This window comes from Pseudomonas sp. AC229, from assembly GCF_979254655.1.
The window spans coordinates 76,424-100,278 of record NZ_CEEDHK010000008.1 but is presented as its reverse complement, the minus strand read 5'-3'; the positions used below and the strand labels follow the sequence as shown (position 1 = coordinate 100,278).

At 63.3% G+C, this 23,855-nt stretch carries 21 protein-coding genes and 1 pseudogene; 3 read left to right on the top strand and 19 right to left on the bottom strand.

The annotated features are described in order from the left end of the window. The first annotated feature begins 2 nt into the window (after positions 1-2). Positions 3-770, top strand: a pseudogene (locus AC0IW7_RS13000) (methyl-accepting chemotaxis protein). Positions 771-857: 87 nt separating this feature from the next. On the opposite strand, the gene AC0IW7_RS12995 reads toward AC0IW7_RS13000, so the two are convergent. The 13 genes from AC0IW7_RS12995 to AC0IW7_RS12935 form a co-directional block, all read right to left on the bottom strand. Beyond that, a complete protein-coding gene (locus AC0IW7_RS12995) occupies positions 858-2,285 on the bottom strand; it encodes an aldehyde dehydrogenase family protein (RefSeq protein ID WP_471818486.1) in 1,428 nt (475 codons plus the stop codon). 27 nt (positions 2,286-2,312) lie between these two features. After that, the gene (locus AC0IW7_RS12990; RefSeq protein ID WP_471818484.1) at positions 2,313-3,812 is read right to left on the bottom strand and encodes a CoA-acylating methylmalonate-semialdehyde dehydrogenase; all 1,500 of its coding nucleotides are present in this window, start codon (positions 3,810-3,812) and stop codon (positions 2,313-2,315) included. A 51-nt stretch (positions 3,813-3,863) separates the two neighbouring features. Then, on the bottom strand, positions 3,864-4,223 hold the full coding sequence (locus AC0IW7_RS12985) for a RidA family protein (protein ID WP_463549667.1): 360 nt from the start codon (positions 4,221-4,223) through the stop codon (positions 3,864-3,866). 24 nt (positions 4,224-4,247) lie between these two features. Then, entirely contained in the window at positions 4,248-5,282 is a 1,035-nt protein-coding gene (locus AC0IW7_RS12980; RefSeq protein ID WP_122496255.1) for a zinc-dependent alcohol dehydrogenase, read from the bottom strand. Between the two features lie 101 nt (positions 5,283-5,383). Beyond that, positions 5,384-6,175 carry an IclR family transcriptional regulator gene (locus AC0IW7_RS12975; protein WP_463549666.1) on the bottom strand — a complete coding sequence of 264 codons (792 nt, stop codon included), beginning with the start codon at positions 6,173-6,175 and terminating at the stop codon, positions 5,384-5,386. A gap of 53 nt (positions 6,176-6,228) precedes the next feature. Continuing rightward, the gene (locus AC0IW7_RS12970) at positions 6,229-7,398 is read right to left on the bottom strand and encodes an NAD(P)/FAD-dependent oxidoreductase (protein ID WP_471818481.1); all 1,170 of its coding nucleotides are present in this window, start codon (positions 7,396-7,398) and stop codon (positions 6,229-6,231) included. After that, positions 7,395-8,864 (bottom strand): 2Fe-2S iron-sulfur cluster-binding protein, encoded by a 1,470-nt coding sequence (locus AC0IW7_RS12965; RefSeq protein WP_471818480.1) that lies wholly within the window; start codon positions 8,862-8,864, stop codon positions 7,395-7,397. The genes AC0IW7_RS12970 and AC0IW7_RS12965 overlap by 4 nt, the downstream gene beginning before the upstream one ends. Then, positions 8,861-9,676, bottom strand: a complete 816-nt coding sequence (locus AC0IW7_RS12960) for an ABC transporter permease (RefSeq protein WP_122496264.1) — start codon at positions 9,674-9,676, stop codon at positions 8,861-8,863. Before AC0IW7_RS12960 ends, AC0IW7_RS12965 begins: the two co-directional genes overlap by 4 nt. A gap of 3 nt (positions 9,677-9,679) precedes the next feature. Continuing rightward, entirely contained in the window at positions 9,680-10,558 is an 879-nt protein-coding gene (locus tag AC0IW7_RS12955; RefSeq protein ID WP_122496266.1) for an ABC transporter permease, read from the bottom strand. Further along, entirely contained in the window at positions 10,555-11,637 is a 1,083-nt protein-coding gene (locus tag AC0IW7_RS12950; RefSeq protein ID WP_471818477.1) for an ABC transporter ATP-binding protein, read from the bottom strand. The genes AC0IW7_RS12955 and AC0IW7_RS12950 overlap by 4 nt, the downstream gene beginning before the upstream one ends. Positions 11,638-11,727: 90 nt before the next feature. Further along, positions 11,728-12,762 (bottom strand): ABC transporter substrate-binding protein, encoded by a 1,035-nt coding sequence (locus AC0IW7_RS12945; RefSeq protein WP_471818476.1) that lies wholly within the window; start codon positions 12,760-12,762, stop codon positions 11,728-11,730. Positions 12,763-12,774: 12 nt separating this feature from the next. Then, on the bottom strand, positions 12,775-13,806 hold the full coding sequence (locus AC0IW7_RS12940; RefSeq protein ID WP_471818474.1) for an ABC transporter substrate-binding protein: 1,032 nt from the start codon (positions 13,804-13,806) through the stop codon (positions 12,775-12,777). A gap of 117 nt (positions 13,807-13,923) precedes the next feature. Continuing rightward, on the bottom strand, positions 13,924-15,261 hold the full coding sequence (locus AC0IW7_RS12935) for an NAD(P)/FAD-dependent oxidoreductase (RefSeq protein WP_471818472.1): 1,338 nt from the start codon (positions 15,259-15,261) through the stop codon (positions 13,924-13,926). 263 nt (positions 15,262-15,524) lie between these two features. Between AC0IW7_RS12935 and AC0IW7_RS12930 the strand changes: the two genes are divergently transcribed. Beyond that, positions 15,525-16,070: a heme NO-binding domain-containing protein gene (locus AC0IW7_RS12930; RefSeq protein WP_471818470.1), complete on the top strand. Its 546-nt coding sequence runs from the start codon at positions 15,525-15,527 to the stop codon at positions 16,068-16,070. Continuing rightward, positions 16,067-18,265 carry a putative bifunctional diguanylate cyclase/phosphodiesterase gene (locus tag AC0IW7_RS12925; RefSeq protein WP_471818468.1) on the top strand — a complete coding sequence of 733 codons (2,199 nt, stop codon included), beginning with the start codon at positions 16,067-16,069 and terminating at the stop codon, positions 18,263-18,265. Before AC0IW7_RS12930 ends, AC0IW7_RS12925 begins: the two co-directional genes overlap by 4 nt. A 52-nt stretch (positions 18,266-18,317) precedes the next feature. Here AC0IW7_RS12925 and AC0IW7_RS12920 read toward each other — a convergent pair whose 3' ends face one another. The 6 genes from AC0IW7_RS12920 to AC0IW7_RS12895 are packed head-to-tail and all read right to left on the bottom strand — an operon-like array spanning position 18,318 to position 23,772. After that, positions 18,318-19,172: a cache domain-containing protein gene (locus AC0IW7_RS12920; protein ID WP_471818466.1), complete on the bottom strand. Its 855-nt coding sequence runs from the start codon at positions 19,170-19,172 to the stop codon at positions 18,318-18,320. Between the two features lie 8 nt (positions 19,173-19,180). Further along, positions 19,181-19,984 (bottom strand): cyclase family protein, encoded by an 804-nt coding sequence (locus AC0IW7_RS12915; protein WP_471818464.1) that lies wholly within the window; start codon positions 19,982-19,984, stop codon positions 19,181-19,183. Further along, positions 19,968-20,966 (bottom strand): NAD-dependent epimerase/dehydratase family protein, encoded by a 999-nt coding sequence (locus AC0IW7_RS12910; protein ID WP_471818462.1) that lies wholly within the window; start codon positions 20,964-20,966, stop codon positions 19,968-19,970. The genes AC0IW7_RS12915 and AC0IW7_RS12910 overlap by 17 nt, the downstream gene beginning before the upstream one ends. A gap of 10 nt (positions 20,967-20,976) precedes the next feature. Beyond that, complete coding sequence (locus tag AC0IW7_RS12905) at positions 20,977-21,960, bottom strand: fumarylacetoacetate hydrolase family protein (RefSeq protein WP_471818460.1); 984 nt, start codon at positions 21,958-21,960, stop codon at positions 20,977-20,979. Next, positions 21,957-22,529, bottom strand: coding sequence for a cupin domain-containing protein (locus AC0IW7_RS12900; protein ID WP_471818458.1), 573 nt, complete (start codon positions 22,527-22,529; stop codon positions 21,957-21,959). Before AC0IW7_RS12900 ends, AC0IW7_RS12905 begins: the two co-directional genes overlap by 4 nt. A gap of 28 nt (positions 22,530-22,557) precedes the next feature. Beyond that, positions 22,558-23,772: an MFS transporter gene (locus AC0IW7_RS12895; protein WP_471818456.1), complete on the bottom strand. Its 1,215-nt coding sequence runs from the start codon at positions 23,770-23,772 to the stop codon at positions 22,558-22,560. Between the last annotated feature and the right edge of the window lie 83 nt (positions 23,773-23,855).

Below are 23,855 nucleotides of genomic sequence, written 5' to 3'. Positions count from 1 at the left end.
AAATGAACGATGTTGCCGAGCGCCAGCGAAGTGCTGTCGAGATGGTTTCCACCGCGTTCAATGAAATGGTCGCCACCGCCAACGAAGTCGCTCGCTCGTGCAGCGCCGCCGCCAACTCCGCCGATGACGGTCAGCGCCAAGTGCACACCGGACAAACACAGATTGAAGGCGCTACACAAAGTGTTCAGCGTCTAAGCGAAAACCTCAGGCAGTCGGCTGACTCGCTGAAAGAGCTGGAGCAGGACAGCCACAACATCAACAAAATTCTCGACACCATTCGCTCCATTGCCGAGCAAACCAATCTACTGGCGCTGAACGCTGCCATCGAGGCCGCACGCGCCGGCGAACAAGGTTGAGGCTTTGCAGTGGTTGCCGATGAAGTACGCGCTCTGGCGCAGCGCACTGCGGTGTCTACCGGCGAGATCGACACGCTGCTCGGCGGCTTGGCGCGTCGCACTCAAGAAGTGACCAAGCAAATGCAAAGCAGCTTGGAGATGTCGCGCAATAGCGTGGAAAGAATTGGCGAGGCCAGCGTCAGCTTCGAACACATTCGCGGCGCGGTGGACCACATACGTGACCAGAACACCCAAATCGCCACAGCCGCCGAAGAGCAGCACCACGTCGCCGAAGACATCAACCAACACATCGCACAAATCCAGCATGACGCGTTGCTGGTAGAGAAGCTGGCGCAGTCTGCGCACAGCGACTCGCAAGAATTGGCCGGGCTTTCAGAGCAACTACAAGGCTTGGTTGGACGGTTCAAAGCGTAACTACGGGCCTCGGCCTTAACGGTTTTCGCCACCCCCAAAAAAAATGCGTTCGGCCCGTCAACAACCCAGGCCGAACGCATTCATTGCTCAGTTACCCCAGCCAACCACGCCTTTGATTTCCAGAAAGTCGTGAATGCCCCAGCTGGCATATTCACGCCCGTTGCCGGATTGTTTGTAGCCGCCGAACGGGGCGAAGGTGTCCCAGTCCGGGTAGTTGAGGTACACGGAACCAGCGCGCATGCGCCCCGCTACCTTGCGGGCATGTTCGATGTCGCCGGATTGGATATAAGCGGCCAGCCCGTAAACGGTGTCGTTGGCCATTTCAATGGCCTGCTCTTCGGTTTCGTACGGAAGGATCGACAGCACCGGGCCGAAGATTTCTTCGCGTGAGATGGTCATCTGCGGTGTGACGTTGCCGAATACGGTTGGCCGCACGTAGTAACCACTGCTCAGGCCTTCGGGTCGGCCCAGGCCGCCGGTTACCAGGGTGGCGCCCTCCTCTATGCCTGCAGAAATCAGGCCCTGAATCTTGTTGAATTGCGCTTCGCTGATCACCGGGCCGAGGGTGGTGGTTTCCTCGTTCGGGCTGCCGGTAACCATGGCTTCAGCGGTGGCTTTGGCAATTTCCAGGGCGCGGGCGTGGTGGGCGGCGGGCACCAACATGCGGGTCGGTGCGTCGCAGCTCTGGCCTGAGTTGGAGAAGCAGCCTTGCACGCCTTTGCTCACGGCCACGTCCAGATCAGCATCGGCGAGCACGATATTGGCCGATTTGCCGCCCAGTTCTTGCGCGACGCGTTTCACCGTATCGGCGGCGGCTTTGGCCACCAGAATGCCGGCGCGGGTTGAGCCGGTGAACGACACCATGTCCACTTTCGGGTGCGCCGTCAGCGGCGCGCCAACATCCGGGCCGTTGCCGTTGACCAGGTTGAAAACGCCGGCTGGAACGCCCGCTTGGTGCAGAATTTCGGCGAAGATAATGCCGGTCAACGGCGCGATTTCACTGGGCTTGAGCACCACGGTGCAACCGGCGGCAATGGCCGGCGCCACCTTGCAGACGATCTGGTTCAGCGGCCAGTTCCACGGGGTGATCAACGCGCACACGCCAATAGCTTCGCGCACTACGCGGGTGCTGCCGTGCTGCTCGCTGAATTCAAATTTTTCCAATGCGCTGATGGTGCTTTCCAGGTGCGCGCGACCGCTCCAGATTTGCGCGTCACGGGCAAAGTGCAGCGGTGCGCCCATCTCTTGGCTGACGGCGGTGACCAAGTCTTCGTAGCGCAGGTTGTAGACGCGCAAAATCTCTTTCAGCAGTGCCAGGCGCTGTTCGACGCTGGTGTTCGAAAACGCTGGAAAGGCTTTGGCAGCGGCGTTCACGGCCTTGTCGACGTCGGCGGCGTTGCCCACGGCAATCTTGATAAAGGCCTGTTCGGTGGCCGGATTGATGACGTCGAGCGTCTGGCCGGATTCAGCGGCAACCCACTGGCCGTCGATGTAAAACTGTTGTGCGTTGTTCATGGTGCCCTCGCTTGAGAATTGGCCGACTTAGCTGTTGCTTGGGAAAGCGAACTGCGCCGCTTCGTGACTGGCACGGCGCGGCCAGCGCTGGGTGATGGCTTTCTTGCGGGTGTAGAACCTCACACCGTCAGGACCATACGCATGCAGGTCGCCGAATAGCGAGCGCTTCCAGCCGCCGAAGCTGTGGTAGCTCACGGGCACCGGCAGCGGCACGTTGACGCCGACCATGCCCACCTCGATTTCATCGCAGAACAGCCGCGCGGCTTCCCCGTCGCGGGTAAAGATGCAGGTGCCGTTGCCATACTCGTGATCGTTGATCAGTTGCATGGCCTCCTCCAGGCTGCCGACCCTCACCACGCACAGCACCGGGCCGAAGATTTCGTCGGTGTAGATGCTCATGTCGCGGGTCACGCGGTCAAACAAGGTGCCGCCGACGAAGAAGCCGTTTTCATTGCCGGCCACCTGCAAGTCGCGGCCGTCCACCACCAGTTCTGCACCCTGGGCAACGCCGGCATCGATGTAGCCTTTGACCTTGTCGCGCGCGGCGCCGGTAACCAGTGGGCCCATGTCCAGGCCGCAGCTCGTGCCGGCACCGATCTTCAAGGCACGCACTTGCGGCACCAGTTTGGCGATCAGGGCATCGGCAATCTGCTCGCCCACGCACACCGCCACCGACAACGCCATGCAGCGTTCGCCGCAGGAGCCGTAGGCCGCGCCCATCAGTGCGCCGACGGCGTTATCCAGGTCGGCGTCGGGCATCAGCACGGCGTGGTTTTTCGCCCCGCCAAGGGCCTGCACGCGTTTGCCGCGCTTGGTGCCTTCGCTGTAGATGTATTCGGCAATTGGCGTAGAGCCGACAAAGCTCAGGGCTTTCACATCCGGCGACTCAATCAGGCCGTCAACGGCTTCCTTGTCGCCGTGCACCACGCTCATTACGCCTTTGGGCAGCCCGGCTTCGATAAGCAGTTCGGCGATATACAGGGTCGAGCTGGGGTCGCGTTCCGACGGTTTGAGAATGAAGCAATTGCCGCAAACAATGGCGATCGGGTACATCCACAGCGGCACCATGGCCGGGAAGTTGAACGGTGTGATGCCGGCCACCACGCCTACCGGTTGCAGGTCGGTCCAGGCGTCGATATGCGGACCGACATTGCGGCTGTAGTCACCCTTGAGCAACTGCGGCGCGCCACAGGCGAATTCGACGTTTTCGATGCCGCGTTTCAGTTCGCCCGCCGCGTCTTCCAGGGTTTTGCCGTGCTCTTCGCTGATCATCTGGGCGATGGTCGCTTCGTGCTGTTCCAGCAATTGTTTGAAGCGAAACATCACCTGCGCGCGTTTGGCAGGTGGCGTGTTGCGCCAGGCCGGGAAGGCCGCTTTGGCGACGTCGATGGCCTGTTGCAAGATGGCGCGGTCGGCCAGCGCCACCTGGCGAATCACTGCGCCGGTAGACGGGTTGTAAACGTCCGCGGTGCGGCCGGTGCCGGGCACAAGCGCGCCGTTGATAAGGTGTGGAACAGTGCTGCTCATAACGCTCTCCAGGGCCGCAGCGCTGAGTGCGCCGGGCCTGTCATAAAGGGGTCAGGCCTTGACGGCAGCCTGCAGGGCGATTTCCACCAGAATGTTGTCGGCGGCCATATTGGCTTCCACGGTGGCACGCGCGGGCAGCGCGTCCTGCGGCACCCACTGGCGCCAGACCGCGTTCATCGCGGCGAAGTCCTGCACGGCATGCTTGAGCCAGATTTGTGCGAACAGAATGTGCGACTTGTCAGAGCCGGCCTCGGCCAGCAGCGCATCGATTCGCGCCAGCACCTGGGCGGTTTGCCCGGCCACATCCTGGGTGCGGTCGGCGGGCACCTGGCCGGTGATGTAAACGATGCCGTTGTGCACCAGTGCGTGACTGAGAAGACCGGGGTTGGGTTGCAGACGGGTAATGGTCATGGACGAGGCTCCGTAGTGGATGGGTCAGGAAATTTTCAGCACGGTGCGGCCAACCAGTTGGCCTTTGCGCATGCGGTCGAAGATGTCGTTGATGTCGTCGAGGCGTTCCAGGCTGATCTGCGCTTTCACTTGCCCACGGGCGGCAAACGCGACGGCTTCGTGCAGGTCCTGGCGGGTGCCGATGTTGGAGCCGGTGATGGTCAGCTCCCAGCCGCTGATGCTGGAGATCGAGGCGCGCACGGCGTCGGCGTCGCCGCCGGGCAAGCCGATAAACACCGCTGTGCCGCCTGGGCGCAGCATTTTTACCGACTGTTCGAAGGCTGCATTGGCGGTGGCCGTTACCAGCACTGCATGCACGCCGCCGGGAATTTTGTCCTTGAGGGTTTGCACCGGGTTATCGAGGGCGTTGACCAGCACCTCGGCGCCATAGCTGCGCGCCAGTTCCAGCTTGTCGGCGCCGACGTCGATGGCCGCAACCCGCAGGCCCATGGCGATGGCGTATTGCACGGCCACATGGCCAAGCCCGCCGATGCCCATCACCGCCACCCACTGCCCGGGCCGTGCGCCAGAGCGCATCAGGCCACGGTAGGTGGTCACGCCGGCGCACAGTATCGGCGCCAGCGCATACAGGTCGGTGCCTGCCGGAATGCTGGCGACAAAGGCCGCCGGCGCGATCATGTATTCGGCATAGCCGCCCTGCTTGCTGTAGCCGGTCGACTCGCGCCGCGCACAGATGGTTTCCATGCCGCCCAGGCAGAATTCGCAGGTGCCGCAGGCGCTGTACATCCACGGCATGCCGACGGCGGTGCCGATGGCCGGCTCGGTTACCCCAGCGCCGAGGGCGGCAACGTGGCCGGTAATTTCATGGCCAGGAATCAGCGGCAGCGTGGGCAGGTCGGACCAGTCACCGTCCATGGCGTGCAAGTCGCTGTGGCACACGCCGCACGCGACGATGCGGATCAGAATCTCGCCGGGGCCGGGTTGCGGAATCGGCACCTGCTCGATGCGCAGCGGCTCGCCAACGGCATGCAAAACGGCGGCTTTCATGGTTTGGCTCATTGCGTTGTCCTCAATGTTCCGCCCGCAGATTCGGGCAATTCGGCGCCTATACCGCGGGCCGGAGCCCGCAGCAGGAGTAGCTGTGAAAGGGAGCCTGCGCGTTAGCCCACGGGACGCAAACTGCGCGATGCGCTGGCGATGGTGCGCGCGGCGTTGATCACTTTTGGCGCCAGTTGCTTGCGCGCATCGTCGAGGGTCCAGCGGCTGAACGGCACGGAAATACCCACGGCGCCCAGGGGATAACCATCGGCGTTGACCACCGCAGCCGCCACGCTGATGTCACCGGCGAAATACTCTTCCTGCGCGAAGGCGTAACCCTCGCTGCGCGATTCGGCAACGATGGCGCGCAGTTGCTCCAGGTCGGTCACGGTGGTGGCCGTGTAGCTCTGGCGGTCCGAGGCCTGAAGAATGGCGTCGGCTTCGGCGGCCGGCAGCGCGGCCAGGTAGGCGCGCCCCGCTGCCGTGCAGTACATCGGCAAATGCCGGCCCAGCGGCATATGAATGGAAATCTGCTTGTGGCTGGGAAAGCGCGCCACGTAGAGCATGTCCAGCCCGCACGGTTCGAGCAGGTTGCAGCTTTCTTCCACGTCGCGGTTGAGCTCATGCAGGTAGGGATTGGCGCGCTCGATCAGCTCGCTGGTTTGCAAATATCCGGTGCCCAGATCGAGGGATTTCGGCGCCAGGCGAAAGCGCTTGGTCACCGGTTCCTTGTACAGATACCCCAGTGCTTCGAGGGTAAATGCCGAACGCTGCACGGTGCTCTTGTTCAGCCCGGTGGCTTCGGCCAGCTCGACCAGGCTCATGCTCGGGCGCCCGGCGCGAAAGGCAGTCAGCAGTGCCAAGCCTTTCGACAAGGCAGTGATGAACAGTGGCGAGTCTTCCAGAGAGCTCATGGGTTTTATCCTTGTTTTGCCGATAACGGCACATCAATCACGGTGCGTTTCAATTATTCAAAATGGCTCAACACAATGCCCGGCTCCACCACCGGCTGATTGCGTTCAAAGCGGTCGACGGCAAACGGCCGCATGCGCTCGTCCACCTCGCCGCTGACGATCGCTTTGGCCAGCAATTCACCCGCAGCCGGGGCGCCGGCATGGCCGTAGCACCAGCCAGCGCTGATAAACAGGCCCGGCAACTCCTGATGCGCGCCCAGCAGCGGGCCAAAATCTTTGGAGATATGCACCAAGCCGGCCCATTGGCGCAAGATCCGCGCGTGGCCCAGTTGCGGAAACATCTCCAGATACGCCTTGGCAGTGGCCGCCATCACCGGCACATCGGCATTCAGCGTGTGCTGCGCACGCTCCGCCACTTCGGCCCCGCCCACCACTTCGCCGCGCGCAGTCTGGTGCATGTAGCAGAGCCGATCCAGCAGTGCCACGGCCGGGCCAATCAGCGGGCGCATCGGTTCCAGCGCCATGGCTTCCAGGCGCATCGGATAACCATCCAGCGGCACGCCGGCCAGTTGCGCCAAGCGGTTGCTTTCAGCGCCGCCGGCCAGCACCAGGGTGTCGGTGGCGATGCGCTGCTCGCCCACCCTCACCCCGCTAATGCGCCCGGCGCTCTGGTCGATGGCGGTGACTTCAGTGCGGTAAAGAATCTTCACGCCGCGCGCTTCGCAGGCCTGACGATAGGCATACATGGCCGCGTGATGGGGCGCCACGCCGCTGTCCGGCAGGTGCACGGCCGCACTCACACGCTCATGGGCCAAGGCCGGCAACACCTCGCGCAGCCCGGTGGCAGTCAGCAGGCTGGAATTGATGCCGCACTCGCGGTGCACCTGCAGCGTGCGGTCGAGCATGGCGGCCGTGCTGCTGCGCTCGCCGACCATGGTGTAGCCGCGCCGCGAGTACATGACGTTCTCGCCAAGGCGCTTCGAAAGGCCCTGCCACAGGTGGCACGAATGGGCGAAAAAGCGCGTCCACTCCGGCGAGCTGAAGGCGCCGCGAATCAGCGTGCCGTTGCGCCCTGACGCCCCGCCCTGCCAGTAACCGGCATCCAGCACGAGAATGTCGCGCACGCCCAGTTCAGTGAGGTTGAAGGCCAGCGACAAGCCTTGAATGCCGGCACCGACGATGATGATCGAGGCCTGGCTTGGCAGTGCGTGAGCGGCCGTCATTGCAGCGGCTCCACACAATCGACCAGCCCCGCCGCCTGCGCCACGCTCAGCGCCCGACGCGGCGGACGCAGCGTCGGCCTTGGCAATGCCGACAACGCCAGGCCACTGCGGGCGCTGACCAGTGCGCGCAGCGAATCCCAGCACGGCTGGCCCTGACAGGGGCCCATACCGCACGAGGTCAGGCGCTTGATCACTTCCAGGTCAGTAATGCCCTGCTCCACCAGCGCCTGCACCTCATGGCACGACACGTCGAAACACGGGCACAGCAACGCGGCATGGCGCGAGGCGGTGGCTACTGGCAATGGCTCATCCGCCAACGCGGCCGAGCCGACGGTACGCAGGCGGCTGTCGCGCACTTCGCGCAGTTGCAGCAAGCCATCGGCGCGACTTTGGAAACTCAGGCTCGCGTCAGCCAACCACGGCCCCGCGTGCACAAGCGCATCACAGGCCACACGGTCAGCGAACCGCGCAGCCTTTACGCGATGGCGTCCTTCCACGCGGTGCAGCTGCGCTACCGGGCGCGCGGCGACCACGTTGACGCCCAGTTCGGTCAGGCGCGCGGCGACGGCGTGTTCATCCCCCGTACCAACCACCACCACGCGCGCACCAGTTGCCACGGCCTGTTCGTGGGCCATAAGCAATGCGGTTCGCGCATCCATTACCCCGGGCAGCCAGATGCCCGGCACCACCGGCGGGCAGGCGCGGCGGCCAGTGGCCAGAATGATCTCGTCGGCTTCCAACGCCACGGCACCGAGTGTTGCGTCATGCGGGGCGCCAAGCAGCAGTTCGCCCTCGCGGTAGGCGCCAAACACCTCGACGCCAGTCACCAGTTGTACGCGTTCATCCAGTTGCGGACCCGGCGTACCGAAACTTTGCGCATAGCGCGCCACGCCATGGCCTCGGGTTACCAGCACCACGCTGCGCCCCGCCGCTGCGGCTCTGTTGGCAGCGCCGCAGCCGGATGGGCCCGCGCCGATTACCAGCACATCGGCACTCAGGCGCCGGGCCATCGGCACCGCTATCTGCCCGATACGCTCAGGCGGTTTCGCCGAACCGGCGAGAAACGCCAGCAGCGCTTCCCAGCGCTGAAACAAGGCGCTGCCGCTGGGCACCAGGTTGGTGTGTTCGAAGCCGCCCTGGATCCAGCTGGCCGGAATCAGGCGCGACAAACGCAGCACATCGAGGGCCGGCGTCGGCCAGCAGTTCTGCATGTCCACCTTGGCCCCGGCCGTGACCGGCAGCAGGTCCAGGCGCACGTTCGGCACGCCATTCACACGCGCCAGAACGCCGGCCACGTAGCTGCCGGAGTAGCCCAGCGGCCGGTGTGATTTGCGCGTCCAGGCCAGGGTGCGAATGCCATTGGCCAGCAGCGCGGTTGCCAGGCTTTCGCCCTGGCGGCCTTGCACGCGGCGGCCGTTCCAGAAGAACTCGAGCACCTGCGGGTTGGCGTGGGCCAGCCGGATCATGCCGCGGCCCTTTTGGCTTTGCGCTGGGCCATGATGCTGATGCACAGCATGATGATCGACAGCAGGGTCATCAGCGTGGCGACCACGGCAATCAGCGGATCGATTTCCGAGCGCAGCGAGCTGAACATTTTCTTGGTCAGGGTGGAGCTGTCGCCGCCGCTGATAAACAGCGACACCACCGCTTCATCCAGGGAAATGGCGAAGGCAAACATGGCCGCTGCAATGACTGAAAAACGAATCTGCGGCAGCGTCACGTCGAAGAACGCGCGCAGTCGCGTGGCGCCCAGAATGCAGGCCGCCTGCTCCTGGGTCATGTCGTAACTGCGCAGGCCGGCGCTGACGTTGATCACCACATACGGCAAGGCCAGCAGCGTATGCGCCAGCACCAGACCGGGAATCGTGTTGTTCAGGTCAAAGCGGGCGTAGACGAAGAACAGGCCGATGGCGATAAAAATGGTCGGCACGATCATCGGCGCCATCATCAGACCACGCAGCACGCCGGTTACCCGCGACTGGGTAACATGCAGCGAATACGCCGCCGCCGTGCCCAGCGTGGTCGCCAGCAACATGGTCAGCGTTGCGGTCAGCAGCGACACACCGGTAGCGCTGCGCCATTCCAGCGAGGCGAAATAGCTAAAGAACGGCTCCAGGCTGAACGATTTTGGTGGAAAGCTCAGGTAGCGCGCATCCGACAGCGACATGGGAATCACGATCAGCGTCGGCAACACCAGAAACGCCATGGTCGCCAGTACCAACACGTAGAGCCATGCGCCGGTCACCGCCGCCAGCAGGTTTTGTTTGAGTCGGGCCATGATTTACTCGCTGCGCCGGCTGAGGCCGACGCTCTTCTTGACGATAAACAACATAAGCAAGGTGGCCACCAGCAACACCACGCCCAGCGAAGAGGCGGCGCCCCAGTTGGCGTACATCGACACATCGCTTTCGATGCGCATCGAGATCATCTGCACCTTGCCACCGCCCAACAGCGCCGGCGTCACGTAGAAGCCCAGGGTAATCACGAACACCAGCGTGGCGCCGGCCGCCAGGCCCGGCAGTGACAGCGGCAGAAACACATCACGAAAGGCCCGCGACGGCGACGCGCCAAAGGTGGCGGCTGCCTGGTTGTAAATTGGGTCAATGCTTTTCATCGCCGCAAACAGCGGCAGAATCATGAACGGCAACATGATGTGCACCATGCCGATCACCGTGCCGGTGAGATTATGCACCAGCGACAGCGGCGCATCGGTCAGGCCCAGGCTCATCAACAGATCGTTGGCGATGCCACGGCGCTGCAGAATGATCAGCCAGGCATAGGTGCGCACCAGCAGCGACGTCCATAGCGACACCAGCAGCAGCGCCATGGCCAGATTGGCCAGCCAGCGCGAGCCTTTGATCATGAAATAGGCGTAGGGGTAGCCGATCAGCACGCAAACCAGCGTGACGATGATGCTGATCTTGAAGGTCTGCACAAAGGTCAGAACGTAAATCGGCTCCAGCAAGCGCGTGTAGTTTTCGATGGTCAACTGGCCTTCGGCGTCGAACAGTGACAGCCAGAACAGCCAGCCAATCGGCAGCACAAACGTCAGCAACACCAGCAGCAGTGCAGGCAGCCCGGTGCCGAACAGAAACCAGCGCTCACGCCGGCCGGCGCCGCGCAGTTCGCGCGCGTTCAGCGCGTTGGCGCCGGCGCTCATTGGTCGTCTCCCACCACCAGCGTGTCTTGCAGGTGCAGGCCGAGCACCACGGCTTCGCCACGCTCAGGCAAACGGTTGCTTTCCGAGCTGCGGGTAGGCCGGCGAATGGCCACGGCCATGCCCTCGCCCAGGTCGATCTGCACCAACTGGCTTTCGCCCTGGAAAATCACATCGGTCACGCGGCCATGCAGCAGGTTGTAGTCGCTGGCATCGGCCGTGACGAATTGCAGCTTCTCGGGGCGCACCACCAGGCTCGGATTCTTCACGCTGGCGGCCACGCTGGCACCGCGCACCGGGCGGCCCTGAAACAGCGGCTGGCCGTCTTGCAGGGTAATCGGCAGGCAGGACGATTCGCCGACGAACTCGGCGATAAAGCGGTTGGCCGGACGCTCGTACAGGTTCACCGGCGTATCGATCTGGCGAATGCGGCCCTGGCTCATCACAGCAATGCGGTCGGACATGGTCAGCGCTTCGCGCTGGTCGTGGGTGACGTAAACCACCGTCATGCCCAGGCGTTCATGCAACCGGCGCAACTCCAGTTGCATGGTTTCGCGCAGACGTTTGTCGAGGGCCGAAAGCGGTTCGTCCATCAACAGAATTTTCGGTTCAAAGACAATGGCGCGGGCCAGGGCGATACGCTGGCGCTGCCCGCCCGACATTTCGGTAATGCCGCGTTCGATCAAGTGATCCAGCTCCACGGTCGCCAGCGCCGCTTCCACGCGCTTGCGAATGTCAGCGCGCTTGAAACCGCGCAGCTTCAGCGGATAGGCCACGTTCTGGAACACGTTCATATGGGGGAACAGCGCGTAGCTCTGGAACATCATGCCCACGTCGCGCTTGTGCGGCGGCTCGAACACCATCTCGCGGCCAGCAAAGCGAATGCTGCCGGCATCCGGGCGCACAAACCCGGCCAGTGCCATCAGCAGCGTGGTTTTGCCGGAACCGGAGGAACCGAGCAAAGACAGGAATTCGCCGCTTTTGATATTCAGCGAAACATCATCCAACGCAGCAAAGCTGTCGTAGGTCTTGGTCAGGTTCTCGATGTCGATGGACATCGAAAGTTTATGTTCTTGGGACATGCTCACACTCGGCACAGTGGACGTCTTGCGCCCTTTTTCGTAGAGGAGGCGCCTGGGCGCCCCACCCCGTTCAACAGATCAATGCACAGCTTACTTGGCCACAAACAGGGCGAACCGTTGACGCACCGCCTCCTGGTTTTTCACCCACCACTCAGGCGAAACGGCGACCACTTTGTCGATGTTCTGCGGTGAAGTGGGCAGGCGCGCCGCCAGCTCTTCGGTGATGATCGGCAGCTCATACGCCTTGGCGTTCACTGGTGAGTACGGAATCAACGTCGCCAGTTTGGCCTGGCTTTGCGGCAGCATGATCTGGGCGATCAGTTTCATCGCCAGTTCCTTGTTGGCCGCGCCCTTGGGCACGATCAGGCAGTCATGGCTCAACAAAGCGCCGTCGAAGCTGTAGTCCACCGGTTCGCCGCTGGCTTTCACATCGCTGACGCGACCATTCCAGATCGCCAGGAAATCCACTTCACGGCTGCGCAGCAGTTGCGCCGAATCGGCACCGGCGCTCCACCAGTTCACCACCTGCGGCTTGATGCGCTCCAGCACCTTGATCGCTCGTTCCACGTCCAGCGGATACAGGTCTTTGGGCGCCACACCATCACCCAGCAGCGCCGCTTCCATGGTCAGCCATGGCTGGCGATACAAGGCACGGGCGCCCTTCACGTTCGGGTCGAAAAACTGCTGCCAGTTCTTCGCCACCGGCGCGCCGGTGTCATCGGCCCAGGCCACCACGGTGGCGTAAGCGTGGCTGGCAATCCAGTGGCTGGAGACCACGCTCTTATCGACATCCTTGGCATCGATCACCGAGTAATCCAGCGGCTCGGCCAGGCCTTCCTGCTGGGCCTGGGCGCATTCGGTGCTACCCAGTTCCACCACATCCCACTTCGGTTTGCCCGACATAACCTGGGCACGCACGGCGGCCAGGCCGTCCATGTTGTCTTCCTTGATGGTCACGCCCAGGGCTTTGGCTGCCGGCTCCAGATAGGCTTTGCGCTCGGCGTCTTGCAAGGCGCCGCCCCAGCCGGAGAACGTCAGGCTGTCGGCCACGGCCGAGAAACTTGCGCCCACGGCCAAGGCCGCAACGATGGCCGTGTGCATCATGGTTTTGTGTATGCGTTTCATGCCAGCGCCCTTTTAGTTTTGGATAAACAGGTCGAAACGACGCTGCACTTCAGCCTGGTTGGCTTGCCACCAGACCGGATCGAAGAACACCACCTTGTCGAGGTTGGCCGGCGCGGTTGGCAAGGTCGCTGCCATGTCCGCCGGAATGATGCCGGTGTCGTACGCCTTGGTATTGATTGGCGGGTTGGGGATCAACGTCACCAGCGTCGCCTGGCTGTGGGGCTTCATGATTTCGGCCACCAGCTTCATCGCCAGTTCTTTGTTCGGCGCGCCTTTGGGCACCACGACGCAGTCGTAATCCACCAGCGCGTGCTGGTAGGTGAAGTCGACGTCGTCGCCGGATTTTTTCAGGTCTTCAACCCGCGAGGCCCAGATCGACAGCGCATCCACTTCACGGCTGCGCAGCAGTTGCGCCGAATCGGTGCCGCTGCGCCACCAGTTGACCACCTGCGGTTTGATGCGCTCGAGCACTTTGAAAGCGCGGTCAACATCCAGCGGATACAGCGCTTTTGGCGACACGCCGTCGGCGATCAGCGCCAGTTCCAGCGTGGTGTACGGCTGGCGGTACATCGAGCGCGACGCTTTTACGTCGGGGTCGAAAAACGCTTTCCAGGTTTTCGGTGTATTCGGCCCGGCGTCATTGGCCCAGGCCAGCACTGTGGAATAGGCGTTACTGGCGATCCAGTTCTTGCCGTAGAAATTCTCGGCAACGCCGTCAGTGCTGATTACCGAGTAATCCAGCGGCTCGGTCAGCCCTTGTTCCTGCGCCATGACACAGTCGTTGGAGGCCAGCTCGACAACGTCCCACTTCGGCTTGCCGGACATCACCTGCGCGCGCACAGCGGCCAGGCCGTCCATGTTGTCTTCTTTGATGGTGATGCCCAGCGCCTTCTCTGCCGGCTTCAGATAAGCCGTGCGCTCAGCGTCTTGCAGCGCGCCGCCCCAGCCTGCAAATGTGACGGTTCCAGCAGCCTGCACCTGGGCCATGGAACACAGGGAAATGGCCGCAGCCAAGCCCGCCATACGTGTATTGATTGATCGCATTTTCAACTCCTGAGTTTGTTGTAATTAGACAGTTGAATCGAACGCCCCGGGCGACAGTGCCCACATCACTCTTGTTGTAGTCGCGGGGTGGCAAGCACCCTTCGCGTGCTGCTGCGCTTATTGCGCGTCTTTGAATCGGTACCACGCGTACGCCAGCCGCTGCCCGACGCGCAGGAACGGCTGAAAGGGAAAACGCTTTGGAATCTGGTGCAGAAAATCGACCCGCGTCGGGTGCTGTTCGCCGCTGACCATTTGCGCCAGGCGCTTGCCAGCCTGCACCGAGAACGACACGCCGCTGCCCGCGTAGCCACCGGCGGAAAACACAGTGTCGGTGCCTGGCACACGGCAAATAAAAGGCAGCGAGTTTTCGCTGACGGCCACCCAGCCGCCCCAGTTGTAATCCACCTCGATGCCGGCCAGCACCGGGAACTTGCGGCACAGCGCATCGTGCAGATTCTGCCGGTGTTGGGGGTTTTCGGCGTCTTTGCCGGTGATGGCGCTGCGTCCGCCGAACAGAATGCGGTCGTCCGGCAGGCGGCGGTAATACGAGAGCAGATTGCGCGTGTCGAACATGCATTCGCTGCCCGGCAAGCTGTGGCTTTTTTCGGCGGCGGTCAGCGGCCGGGTCACGATGATTTGCGAGTGCACCGGCAAAACGCGCCCAGCAGTTGCCGGGTTCAGGCTCGGCGAGGTGTAGCCATTGGTGGCCACCACCACCTTGCGCGCCGTCACTACGCCGCCGGGTGTCTGCAAACGGTGCACGCCGTTGGCGCTGGTCCAGCCCACCACGGGCGAGCCCACATGCACCGTGGCGCCAGCTTGGCGCGCCATGCGGTGCAGCCCCCACGCCAGCTTCAGCGGCTGCATGGAAAAGCCGTCGGGCATATACAGCGCACCAAACGACTCGGCGCCGGTGTGCACGCGTTGAACCTCGGCCGCACTGACCAGCCTGGCGCCGTATTTCAGCACGTCGTTGTACAACCCCACTTCACGCTTCAGCGCCTCGACATGCTGGGCATGGCTGGCCACCTTGAACACGCCATCGGGCTGCGCGTCGCAGCTGATCTGGCCGTCGCGAATCAGGCCGCGCACGGTGTTCAATCCCTCAGACATCTCATCGAAATAGGCTTTTGCCGTGGTCGCGCCGTAACGTTGAATCAGCTCCGACAGCGCCACTCGCCCACCGGAGATACGGGCGAAACTGCCGTTGCGGCCGCTGCAGCCCCAGGCCACCTGATTGGCTTCGAGCACCAGTGCACGAATGCCATGCTCGCGTGCCAGGTGCAAGGCGCAGCTGAGGCCGGTGTAGCCGGCGCCAATAATCGCCACGTCAACGTCTACAGCGCCGCTCAGCGGGCCGTCGTCCTGCGGCGCGGCACCGGCCGTGTCCACCCAATAAGAGGGTGTATGCGGCGCGCCAACGCCAGGATGAGCATGGACAAGTGGATCGTACAATTTATGCTCCGTATCGCTGTGCGATTTATGAATATCACTTAAACGATATACTTGAGCAGATATTGACGTATGTCAATCGAGAATTGTGTTTCGGTGGCACGTGCGATTAAGGCGTGGCATAGCGCAAAAGCAGCGCCGACCCCAGATACACGGCAGGCGCAGGCGGCGTGTCACCTGCCGTCGCGTCCCGCGCGCAGCAAAACTTGCCGCTGCGCTCCGCGCCATCTATACCCACTACAGCCGATCAGCCGAAGGAATCGATGATGCTGGGTATGGTATTCACCGAGTTCCTGGAAATGGTCGAGCAGCGCTATTCGCCCGCGCTGGCTGACCAGATGCTGAACGAAACTTCCCTGCCCAACGACGGCGCCTATACGGCTGTCGGCTATTACTCCCATGAAGAAATGCAGGCACTGGTCGCCACGCTGGCGAGGTTGACCGGCAGCAGCGTGTCGATGCTGATCAAGGTCTACGGCGAGTTCCTGTTCGAGCGCTTCGTTGAAACCTACCCGCAGATGCTCGCGCACTGCCATGACGCGTTCAGCCTGCTCGCCAGCGTGGATGGCCATGTGCATCAGGAGGTGCACAAGCTCTACCCACAGGCGCAATTACCGTCGTTCGAAACCGCCGAGCACACGCCGCAGCATCTGGTGCTTATCTACCGGTCCAGCCGCGGGCTGGCTGACCTGGCCGAAGGCCTCATTCGTGGCTGCATTTATCACTACGGCGAAACCATTCGCGTGCGCCGCCAAGACTTACCCAGCGCGGCCGGCAGCAGCGCCACTCGCTTCGACATGATCCGCCAGTGAACGAAGAACTCTGGCAGCGCCGTCTGAATCGCGAGCGTCAGGCGCGCAAGACCGCCGAGCAGTTGCTCACTGAAAAATCCCGCGAGTTGTACCTGAGCACGGTCGAGCTCAAACGCGCGCTCAGTGCGTCGGAAGCGCAGCGCCGTTTGCAGTTGGCGCTGTGGGGAAGCGGCGAGCTGATCTGGGAATGGCAGGCGCAGGACAATCAGATGCGCCTGCATTATTTCTCCAGCAATCCCGACGAAACCCTGGGTGAAACGCTGCCCTGGGCCGACTGGGTGCAGCGCCTGCACCCGGACGACCAAGGCCCCGCGCTGCTGGCCTGGAACGAGCACCTGTGCGGCACCTGCGATTACTACGATCTGGAATTCAGGGTGCGCAATACGCCGGCCGAAGCCTGGCTTTGGTTACGCACGCAGGGTCGCGCCATTGAGCGCGGCAGCGATGGCCTGGCGCAGCGCATCACCGGCACTTGCAAGGACATCACCCGCCAGCGCGAAGCCGAAGAACATCTGCGCCTGCTGGCCGCCGCGTTTGCCAATAACCGCGACGCCAATGCGGTGCTGACCGCAGACCGGCGCGTGCTGCAAGCCAACGCCGCGTTTCTCGAACTGATCGGCATCAGCGCCGCGCAACTGCCCGACCTTCAGCTCGACACCTTGTTGCTTGACGCCGATGAAAACTCGCCATGGCTGGCCCTGTGCAGTGCCGATCACTGGCAAGGCGAACTCATCTGTTTGCGCCAGAGCGGCCAACGCACGCCAGTGGAGCTGACCAGCACGCTGGTGCGCAGCCGCGACCAGCATGCCGGGCATCTGGTGTTGTCGTTGCGCGACATCAGCGAACGGCGCCGGGCAGCCGATCACTTGCAGCACCTGGCTCGCCTCGACGTGCTGACCCAACTGCCCAACCGTTTGCAGTTTCAGGAGCATTTGCAGCGCGCCTTGCAGCATCCCCACAGCGACCGCCGCCTGGCGTTGCTATTTGTCGATCTGGATGACTTTAAACAGGTGAACGACGCGTTCGGCCATGACATCGGCGACAGCCTGTTGCAACAGGTCGCCAAGCGCCTTCAGCAGGCCCTGCGCCAGGGCGACCTGGTGGCGCGCTGGGGCGGCGACGAGTTTGTGGTGCTGCTGGAACTGCGCAGCCACACCGAAGTGCTGGTGGTGGCCGATAAGTTGGTTCGTGTGCTCAACGAGCCCATGGACCTGGCCGGCCATGTGCTTACCGCCACCCCGAGCATCGGCATCGCTTTGGCCCCAGAGCATGGCAACGAAGCCGGTGATCTGCTGCGCCACGCTGACGCCGCCATGTATGTGGCCAAGCGCCAGGGGCGTAACCAGTACGCCTTGTATCGCCCGGAGCTGAACGAGCAATTGGTGCACCGGATCAAACTGGCCAACCTGCTGCGTCGGGCGCAAGCGCAAAACGAACTGAGCCTGGCATTGCAGCCGAAAATCCGCCTGAGCGATCAGCGCATCGTTGGCGCCGAAGCCTTGCTGCGCTGGGACACCGCCGACTACGGACGCGTGGCGCCGGATACCTTTATTCCGCTGGCCGAAGAACTTGGCCTGATCGTGCCGATTGGCCACTGGATCGTGCGCCAGGCCTGCGAATTGCTCACCGACTGGAAGGCGCGCGGCTGGTCGTTGTCGCTGGCCATCAACCTGTCGGCGCGGCAACTGCGCGACGAACAATTACTGCCAGTATTGCTCGACAGCATGGCGCACTGTGCGGCCCCGCCAGACGCGCTGGAATTGGAAGTCACTGAATCGATTCTACTGGAAGATTCCGCGTTCGCCCGGCAGCGCCTGCAAGCCTTGCGCGACGCCGGCTTTCGCATCGCCCTGGATGATTTCGGCACCGGTTATTCATCCCTCAGTTACCTGAAAGAACTGCCCCTGGACCGGGTAAAAATAGACCGCAGCTTTATCTCCGACCTGGAGCAGTCGCCGCGTGGCCGTGCCTTGTTGTCATCGATCGCCGGCCTGTGTCGCGGGCTGTCATTGCAAACCACCGCCGAAGGCGTCGAAACCGCGGAACAACTGCAGTTGGTGCAAGCCGAAGGCATCGATGAGGTGCAGGGTTATTACTACTACCCGCCGCTGACCATTGACGCCTTCAACCGCCTGCTTGAAACGCTGAACAGCACCGACGCGCACCGAGGCGATACGCCGCCAGCTTCTTGCTAGAAGCGAGCGTTTTATTGCCGTTGGCTCAACAGCATCGCGGCTGAAGCCGCGCCTACGGATGCGCCGTGGCTTTTGCGTTGCGGTAATACCCCACCGCCACCACGTACTTGCCCACCTTGCGCAACAACGCATGTTTGTCTTCGACCTTGCCGGTCACCGGGTTTTTCCAGCGGTAGTCGTAACCGGCTTCGTTGCTGGATTTCATCAGGGCCAGGATCGGCGCGCCGACGGGTTTGCCTTGTGGGTCTTTGATGCTGGCGAAGTCGACGCCCAGTAACCGTAAGTTGTAGCCATGGGCGACGTAACGGTGGGTGTTGAGGTCGACGACAAACACGTACAGGTCATCTTCACGAAACGCCGCCGACAGCTCGTTGATGGCTTTGAAGCTGGCCGTCGGGTTCTGTTCGATGGCGGCCGCGCTTTTGGCCAGTAGTTGCGCCGCTTGTTCCGGGGTGGCGCGCGGCAGGTAGTGGCCGACCGCGATGATGCGCTCGCCCACGCGCCGGAAATACACGCGCTTGCGCTCGACTCGGCCATCGGTCCAATTTTTCCAGCGGTATTCGGCGTTCTGCACGCCCTCTTCTTCCGTGGTGTTCAGCGCCCGTTCGAAGGCGCTGCGCAGTTCCGGCGCCAGCACGCTGGAGACGTTGCGGCCGATCAGCACCGCCGACGGCCCGCCGCTGGCGAGCATGGTGCCGTGGGTGTCGACAACGAACACGTAGCGCTCGCTGTCGGTGAACTCACCTTGGCGGCTGAAGGCCGCCAACGCCGAGTCGCCCTGAACCTGGTAATAGTCCACGGCACGGGTCAGCAGCGCCTGGGCTATCTCGCCCTCCTCCTGCCCGGCGGCCGCGTTCAAGGCCAACACGGCCAGGCACATACCGAGCCAGCGTTTTGCGCGGTTCATGCCGGGCCTCACGCTTCGAAAATCGCCACGGCGCGCACGAAACCGGCCGAGGCGTGTTTGATTTTGTAGGGGAAGCACGACACCACAAAACCAGTGGCGGGCAGGCTGTCGAGGTTGGCGAGTTTTTCCATCTGGCCGTAGCCGATGTCACGGCCGGCTTTGTGCCCTTCCCAGATGATTGAGGCATCGCCGCTGGCGGCAAAGCGTTCGCGGGTGTATTTGAACGGCGCGTCCCAACTCCAGGCGTCGGTGCCCACTACGCGCACGCCGCGTTCGAGTAAATACAGGGTGGCTTCACGACCGATGCCGACACCGGCGTCGAGGTAGCCCGGCTGGCCAAACAAGGCGCCGGCACGGGTATTGATCAGCACGATATCCAATGGCTGCAGCTCATGGCCGATGCGCGCCAGTTCGGCGGCGATCTCTTCGGCAGTCACAACATGGCCATCGGGAAGCTGGCGGAAATCCAGTTTCACGCCGGGCTGCAAGCACCATTCCAGCGGCAATTCATCGATACCAAACGCCGGTTTGCCGCCGTCCGTGGTTGAGGCGTAGTGCCAGGGCGCGTCCATGTGCGTGCCGCTGTGGGTGGTGATGTTCAGGCGCTCGGCGGCCCAGCTTTCGTTGCCCGGCATTTGCTCCAGTTGCAGGCCGGGAAACATGGCGGCCATCTCCGGCCAGCCTTGCTGGTGGTCCATGTAGTCGATTGTCGGCAGCAAGGGTGGCGGATCGGTGTACGGGTTGTTGTCGAGCGTGACGGACAAGTCGACCAGGCGACGTTTCGGTTTGTGCGAATCAGTGGCGTGCGGCATGGGCAAGCGCTCCAGGTAAAGGCTGAGCCCGAGGGGCTGAAGGGTTCAAGGCGTTGCGAATCAGCGCGGCGGCGTTGCCGTCATGGGCAAACCCGGCGGCGCGCGCCAGCGGCGTTTTCAGCGGCGGCAAGGCGCCGAACAGCGCTTCGAGCTGAGCATCGGCGGCGTAGCTGATCAGGCTCCGGCGCGCTTGCCCGTAGGTTTTGGCCAAGGCGTCGACCACCTGCTCGATGGCCAAATGCAGCACGGGCAATTGCCAGACGCGCTGCTGGTCGACAACGGCGCGTGGCAGCTCGGCGCACTGGATGAGGTTGTTGACGCAGCAGCGCGCCGACATCCACCACGCCGTTGCCTGAGGCGACACCGGGCACTGGTACGGTTCGCCTTCGGCGAAGGCGCGCAGCAGGTCGCTCATAAATGCCGAGCGCAGCCCGTTGGGTTGTCGCGGCCGGGCGACGATGCCCGGCAGGCGCAGCGCGCGGCCGTCCACTTCGCCGCGCCGGGCCAGGTCGACAATCACCCGCTCGACCATGGCTTTGTGCGTGGCGTACGACAACGCCGGGTTGAGTTCGGCGGTCTCGTTCATCCGCGCCGGCAACGCCGCGCCGTAAACCGCCACGCTGCTGGCGTACACCACCACAGGCGGATGGGCGCTAGTGCGCAGTTGGTTGAGCAGCTCAAGGCTGGCGAGCAGGTTGACCTGATAGCCGAGGTCGTACTGCTCCTCCGCCGCGCCGCCAGGGATGCTGACCAGATGAAACACCACATCAATGCCGTCGGCCAGAACCCGGCGCAGCAAGGCGGCGTCGGTGATGCTGCCCGTTTGCAGTTTCACCCGTGAATCGTCGGGCAGGCCGTGCAGGTCTTTGTCGAGCAACACAAGCGAACCAATGGCTTTGTCGCACAGGCTGCCCCGGGCCAGCAGGCAGCGCACCAGTTCACGGCCGACGAAGCCGTTGGCGCCGGTTATCAACACACGCATGGGCGAGTCCTCAGCCTTTGGCCTGAACGACGTACTGGTCGATACCGCCGAACAGGGAATGGCCGTCGGCGCCGCGAACGTCCATGTGCACCCGGTCGCCAAAGCGCATAAAGCCGGTGCGCGGCGTGCCGTGCTCGATCATCTCGATGGCGCGCTGTTCGGCGATGCACGCCGAGCCAACGCTGCGGTCGCTGTTGGACACGGTGCCCGAGCCGATCACAGTGCCGGCGCGCAGGCGGCGGGTCAGCGCGGCGTGAGCGATCAGTTGGCCGAAATGGAAGTTCATCGCACCGCCGTGGGGGTGGCCAAACCAGCGGCCGTTCCACTGCACGTTCAACGGCAAGTGCACGCGGCCATCGGCCCAGGCGCTGCCCAATTCATCGGGCGTCAGGGCCAGCGGCGCAAAGCTGGACGACGGTTTGGCCTGCAAAAAACCAAAGCCGGTGGTCATTTCCCGAGGCGCCAAGGCGCGCAGGCTGACGTCGTTGATTTGCACGATCAGCTTGATGTGCGCCAGCGCCTGGTCGGCGCTGCAACCCATTGGCACGTCGTCCACCAGCACGCCGAATTCGCCCTCGAAATCGATGCCCTGGCTTTCGCTGGGCAGCGCAATGTCGTCGCGCCCGCCGAGGAAATCATCGCCGCTGCCCTGGTACATCAGGGGCGTGGTATCGGCGCCATCGATTGGGTCGAGGTTGAAGGCTTTTTGCATCAGCTTGCCGTGGCTGAGAAAGGCCGAGCCGTCGCACCACTGATAGGCGCGTGGCAGCGGCGCCATGGCCTGCTGCGGGTCGAAGCTGAAGGCGCCGGGCGCCTGGCCGGCATCCAGTTCGCGGGATAACAGCTGCAACTGCGGTTTTACTCTGGCCCAGTTTTCCAGCGCCTGTTGCAAGGTGTCGGCGATGGCCGCGACGTGCACAGCCCGCGCGTTGTCGCGCGAAACCAGCACCAATTGGCCGTCGCGGCCGCCGTTTTTCAGTGTGGCGAGCTTCATTGTGCGGCCCCTTTCAATTCAGCAGAAAATTGTCCGTCCAGCAGGATGAACACCATGCGCGCCATGGCGTCGGTGCGATTGCTCCACGCGTGATTGGTGCCGCGTTGCACCACCACATCGCCGCGTTTGAGCTGCACTTCGTCCTCGTCGAGGATCAGCCACACCTCGCCCTCGGTGACGATGCCGTAGTCGAGCGTCTCGGTGCGGTGCATCAGCTTGTGTTTGGAGTTGGCGGTGCCCGTGCCGGCGTGAGATTCGCCAATTTCCGCGAACGCGGCGGCAGCCGCTTCGGCGCTGACCTGGTTCTGTACGCTGTCGGGCGGAATATCCACCACGCGGATCACGCTGCCCATTGGCCCTGGGCTTAGCTGCAACGGTTTGGCGGTTGGGTCGCTGGCGTTGTCGAGCACGGCCGGGCTGGCGGCGCTGTTCCAGATCTCATAAAAAACCGTGCCCGGCACCGAGGCCAGCGGGAACACAGTGGGCGTGGCGCCACTGCTGGCGACCACGGCGGCGCCGCTGGCGTTGTGGCCGGTGACTACGCGTTTGAACGATGGCAATGGGTGCATGTTGAGCTCCTTGTGCAGGCCCACAGAATCAGTGGCCAACCGCTGGGCTGGACGCATTCAGGGCGGCGCTTTTCAGGCCGGCCAAACGCGGCAAGCCCAGGCATGCCAAGGCGATCACCAACTGCCCCACGCCCAGTACGCCGAGCGCGGTGGGCAAGTGATCGAGGGCGCCACCGGTGATGGCCAACACCACCAAGGGGCTGACAAATTCACCGGCAAAAATCGCCGCGGTGAAACCGCCTGCTGCCCTTCCCCGCTGCTGAAAATCGACCTGCGCCATGATCCAGGTGATGAGCGTGGGCAGCATCAAACCGATGCCCAGGCCATTGACCAGCACCGCCACCACCACCAACGCATGGTTGCCGGCCGTGGCCATAAGCAAGCCGCCGAGCCCGGCGAGGAAAAACGCCAAGAGCATTTGCCGGTGCGCCGACATACCGCTGAGCACGCGAAAGCCGATGGCGCCAGCCAGCACGCCGAGCTGATTGGCGCCCATGGTCATGCCGATCTGTTGCGGCGCATCCACATGCATCAGGCTCAGCAAGTAACCGGCTTGCACCGGCACCACAAACAGGCTGACGCCGGCCAATACCGTGAGCAGGTACAACGGAATCAGACTGGCCCAGGGAAATGCACCGACCGCAACGGGCTGCGCCGGTGCGTCGGCATCCGCCGAGGGTTCCCAGAGCAACGTGGCCATCAACGGCAGGAACAGCAAGCCGACGGCATACAAGGCGAACGGCGTGCGCCAGCCGTTCTCGCCCAGCGCACCGCCAACGGCCATAAATACAGCGGCCGACAGCGAGGTGGCGACCATCTGCAAAGCGAACAAACGCTCGCGCCGCGCGCCGCTGTAGTAGTCGCCCATCAACGTGGTGCAACCGGTCATGATCGCCGCTTCGGCCAGGCCAATGCCGGCGCGGCTGGCGACGATGGCGGTCAGTGAGTCCAGCCACAACGGCAACAGGCCGCACACGCTGTACAGCAACATGGCCCACAGCAGCAGTGGCTTGCGCCCTACCCGGTCGGCAATCACGCCGGCAAACGGCGCCACCAAGGCGATGATCAGCGCCGGCAGCGTCAAGGCGATGGGCACCAACACCGTGGCGCCGGGCGTGTTGGCGAAATGTTCCTGCATACGTGGCAGCACCGGCGCCAACAGCACCGCGCCGAGCACGGGTAGGCAGCTGCCCAACAGCAGCAACAGCGACTGCGGCAGCCCGGCTTGGCGGTTAGTGGACATGGCGTGCTCCTGCTTGAACCCATGTGTGCAGGAATCGCGGCTGAAGCCGCTCCCACAATGAACACTCGATCCCTGTAGGAGAG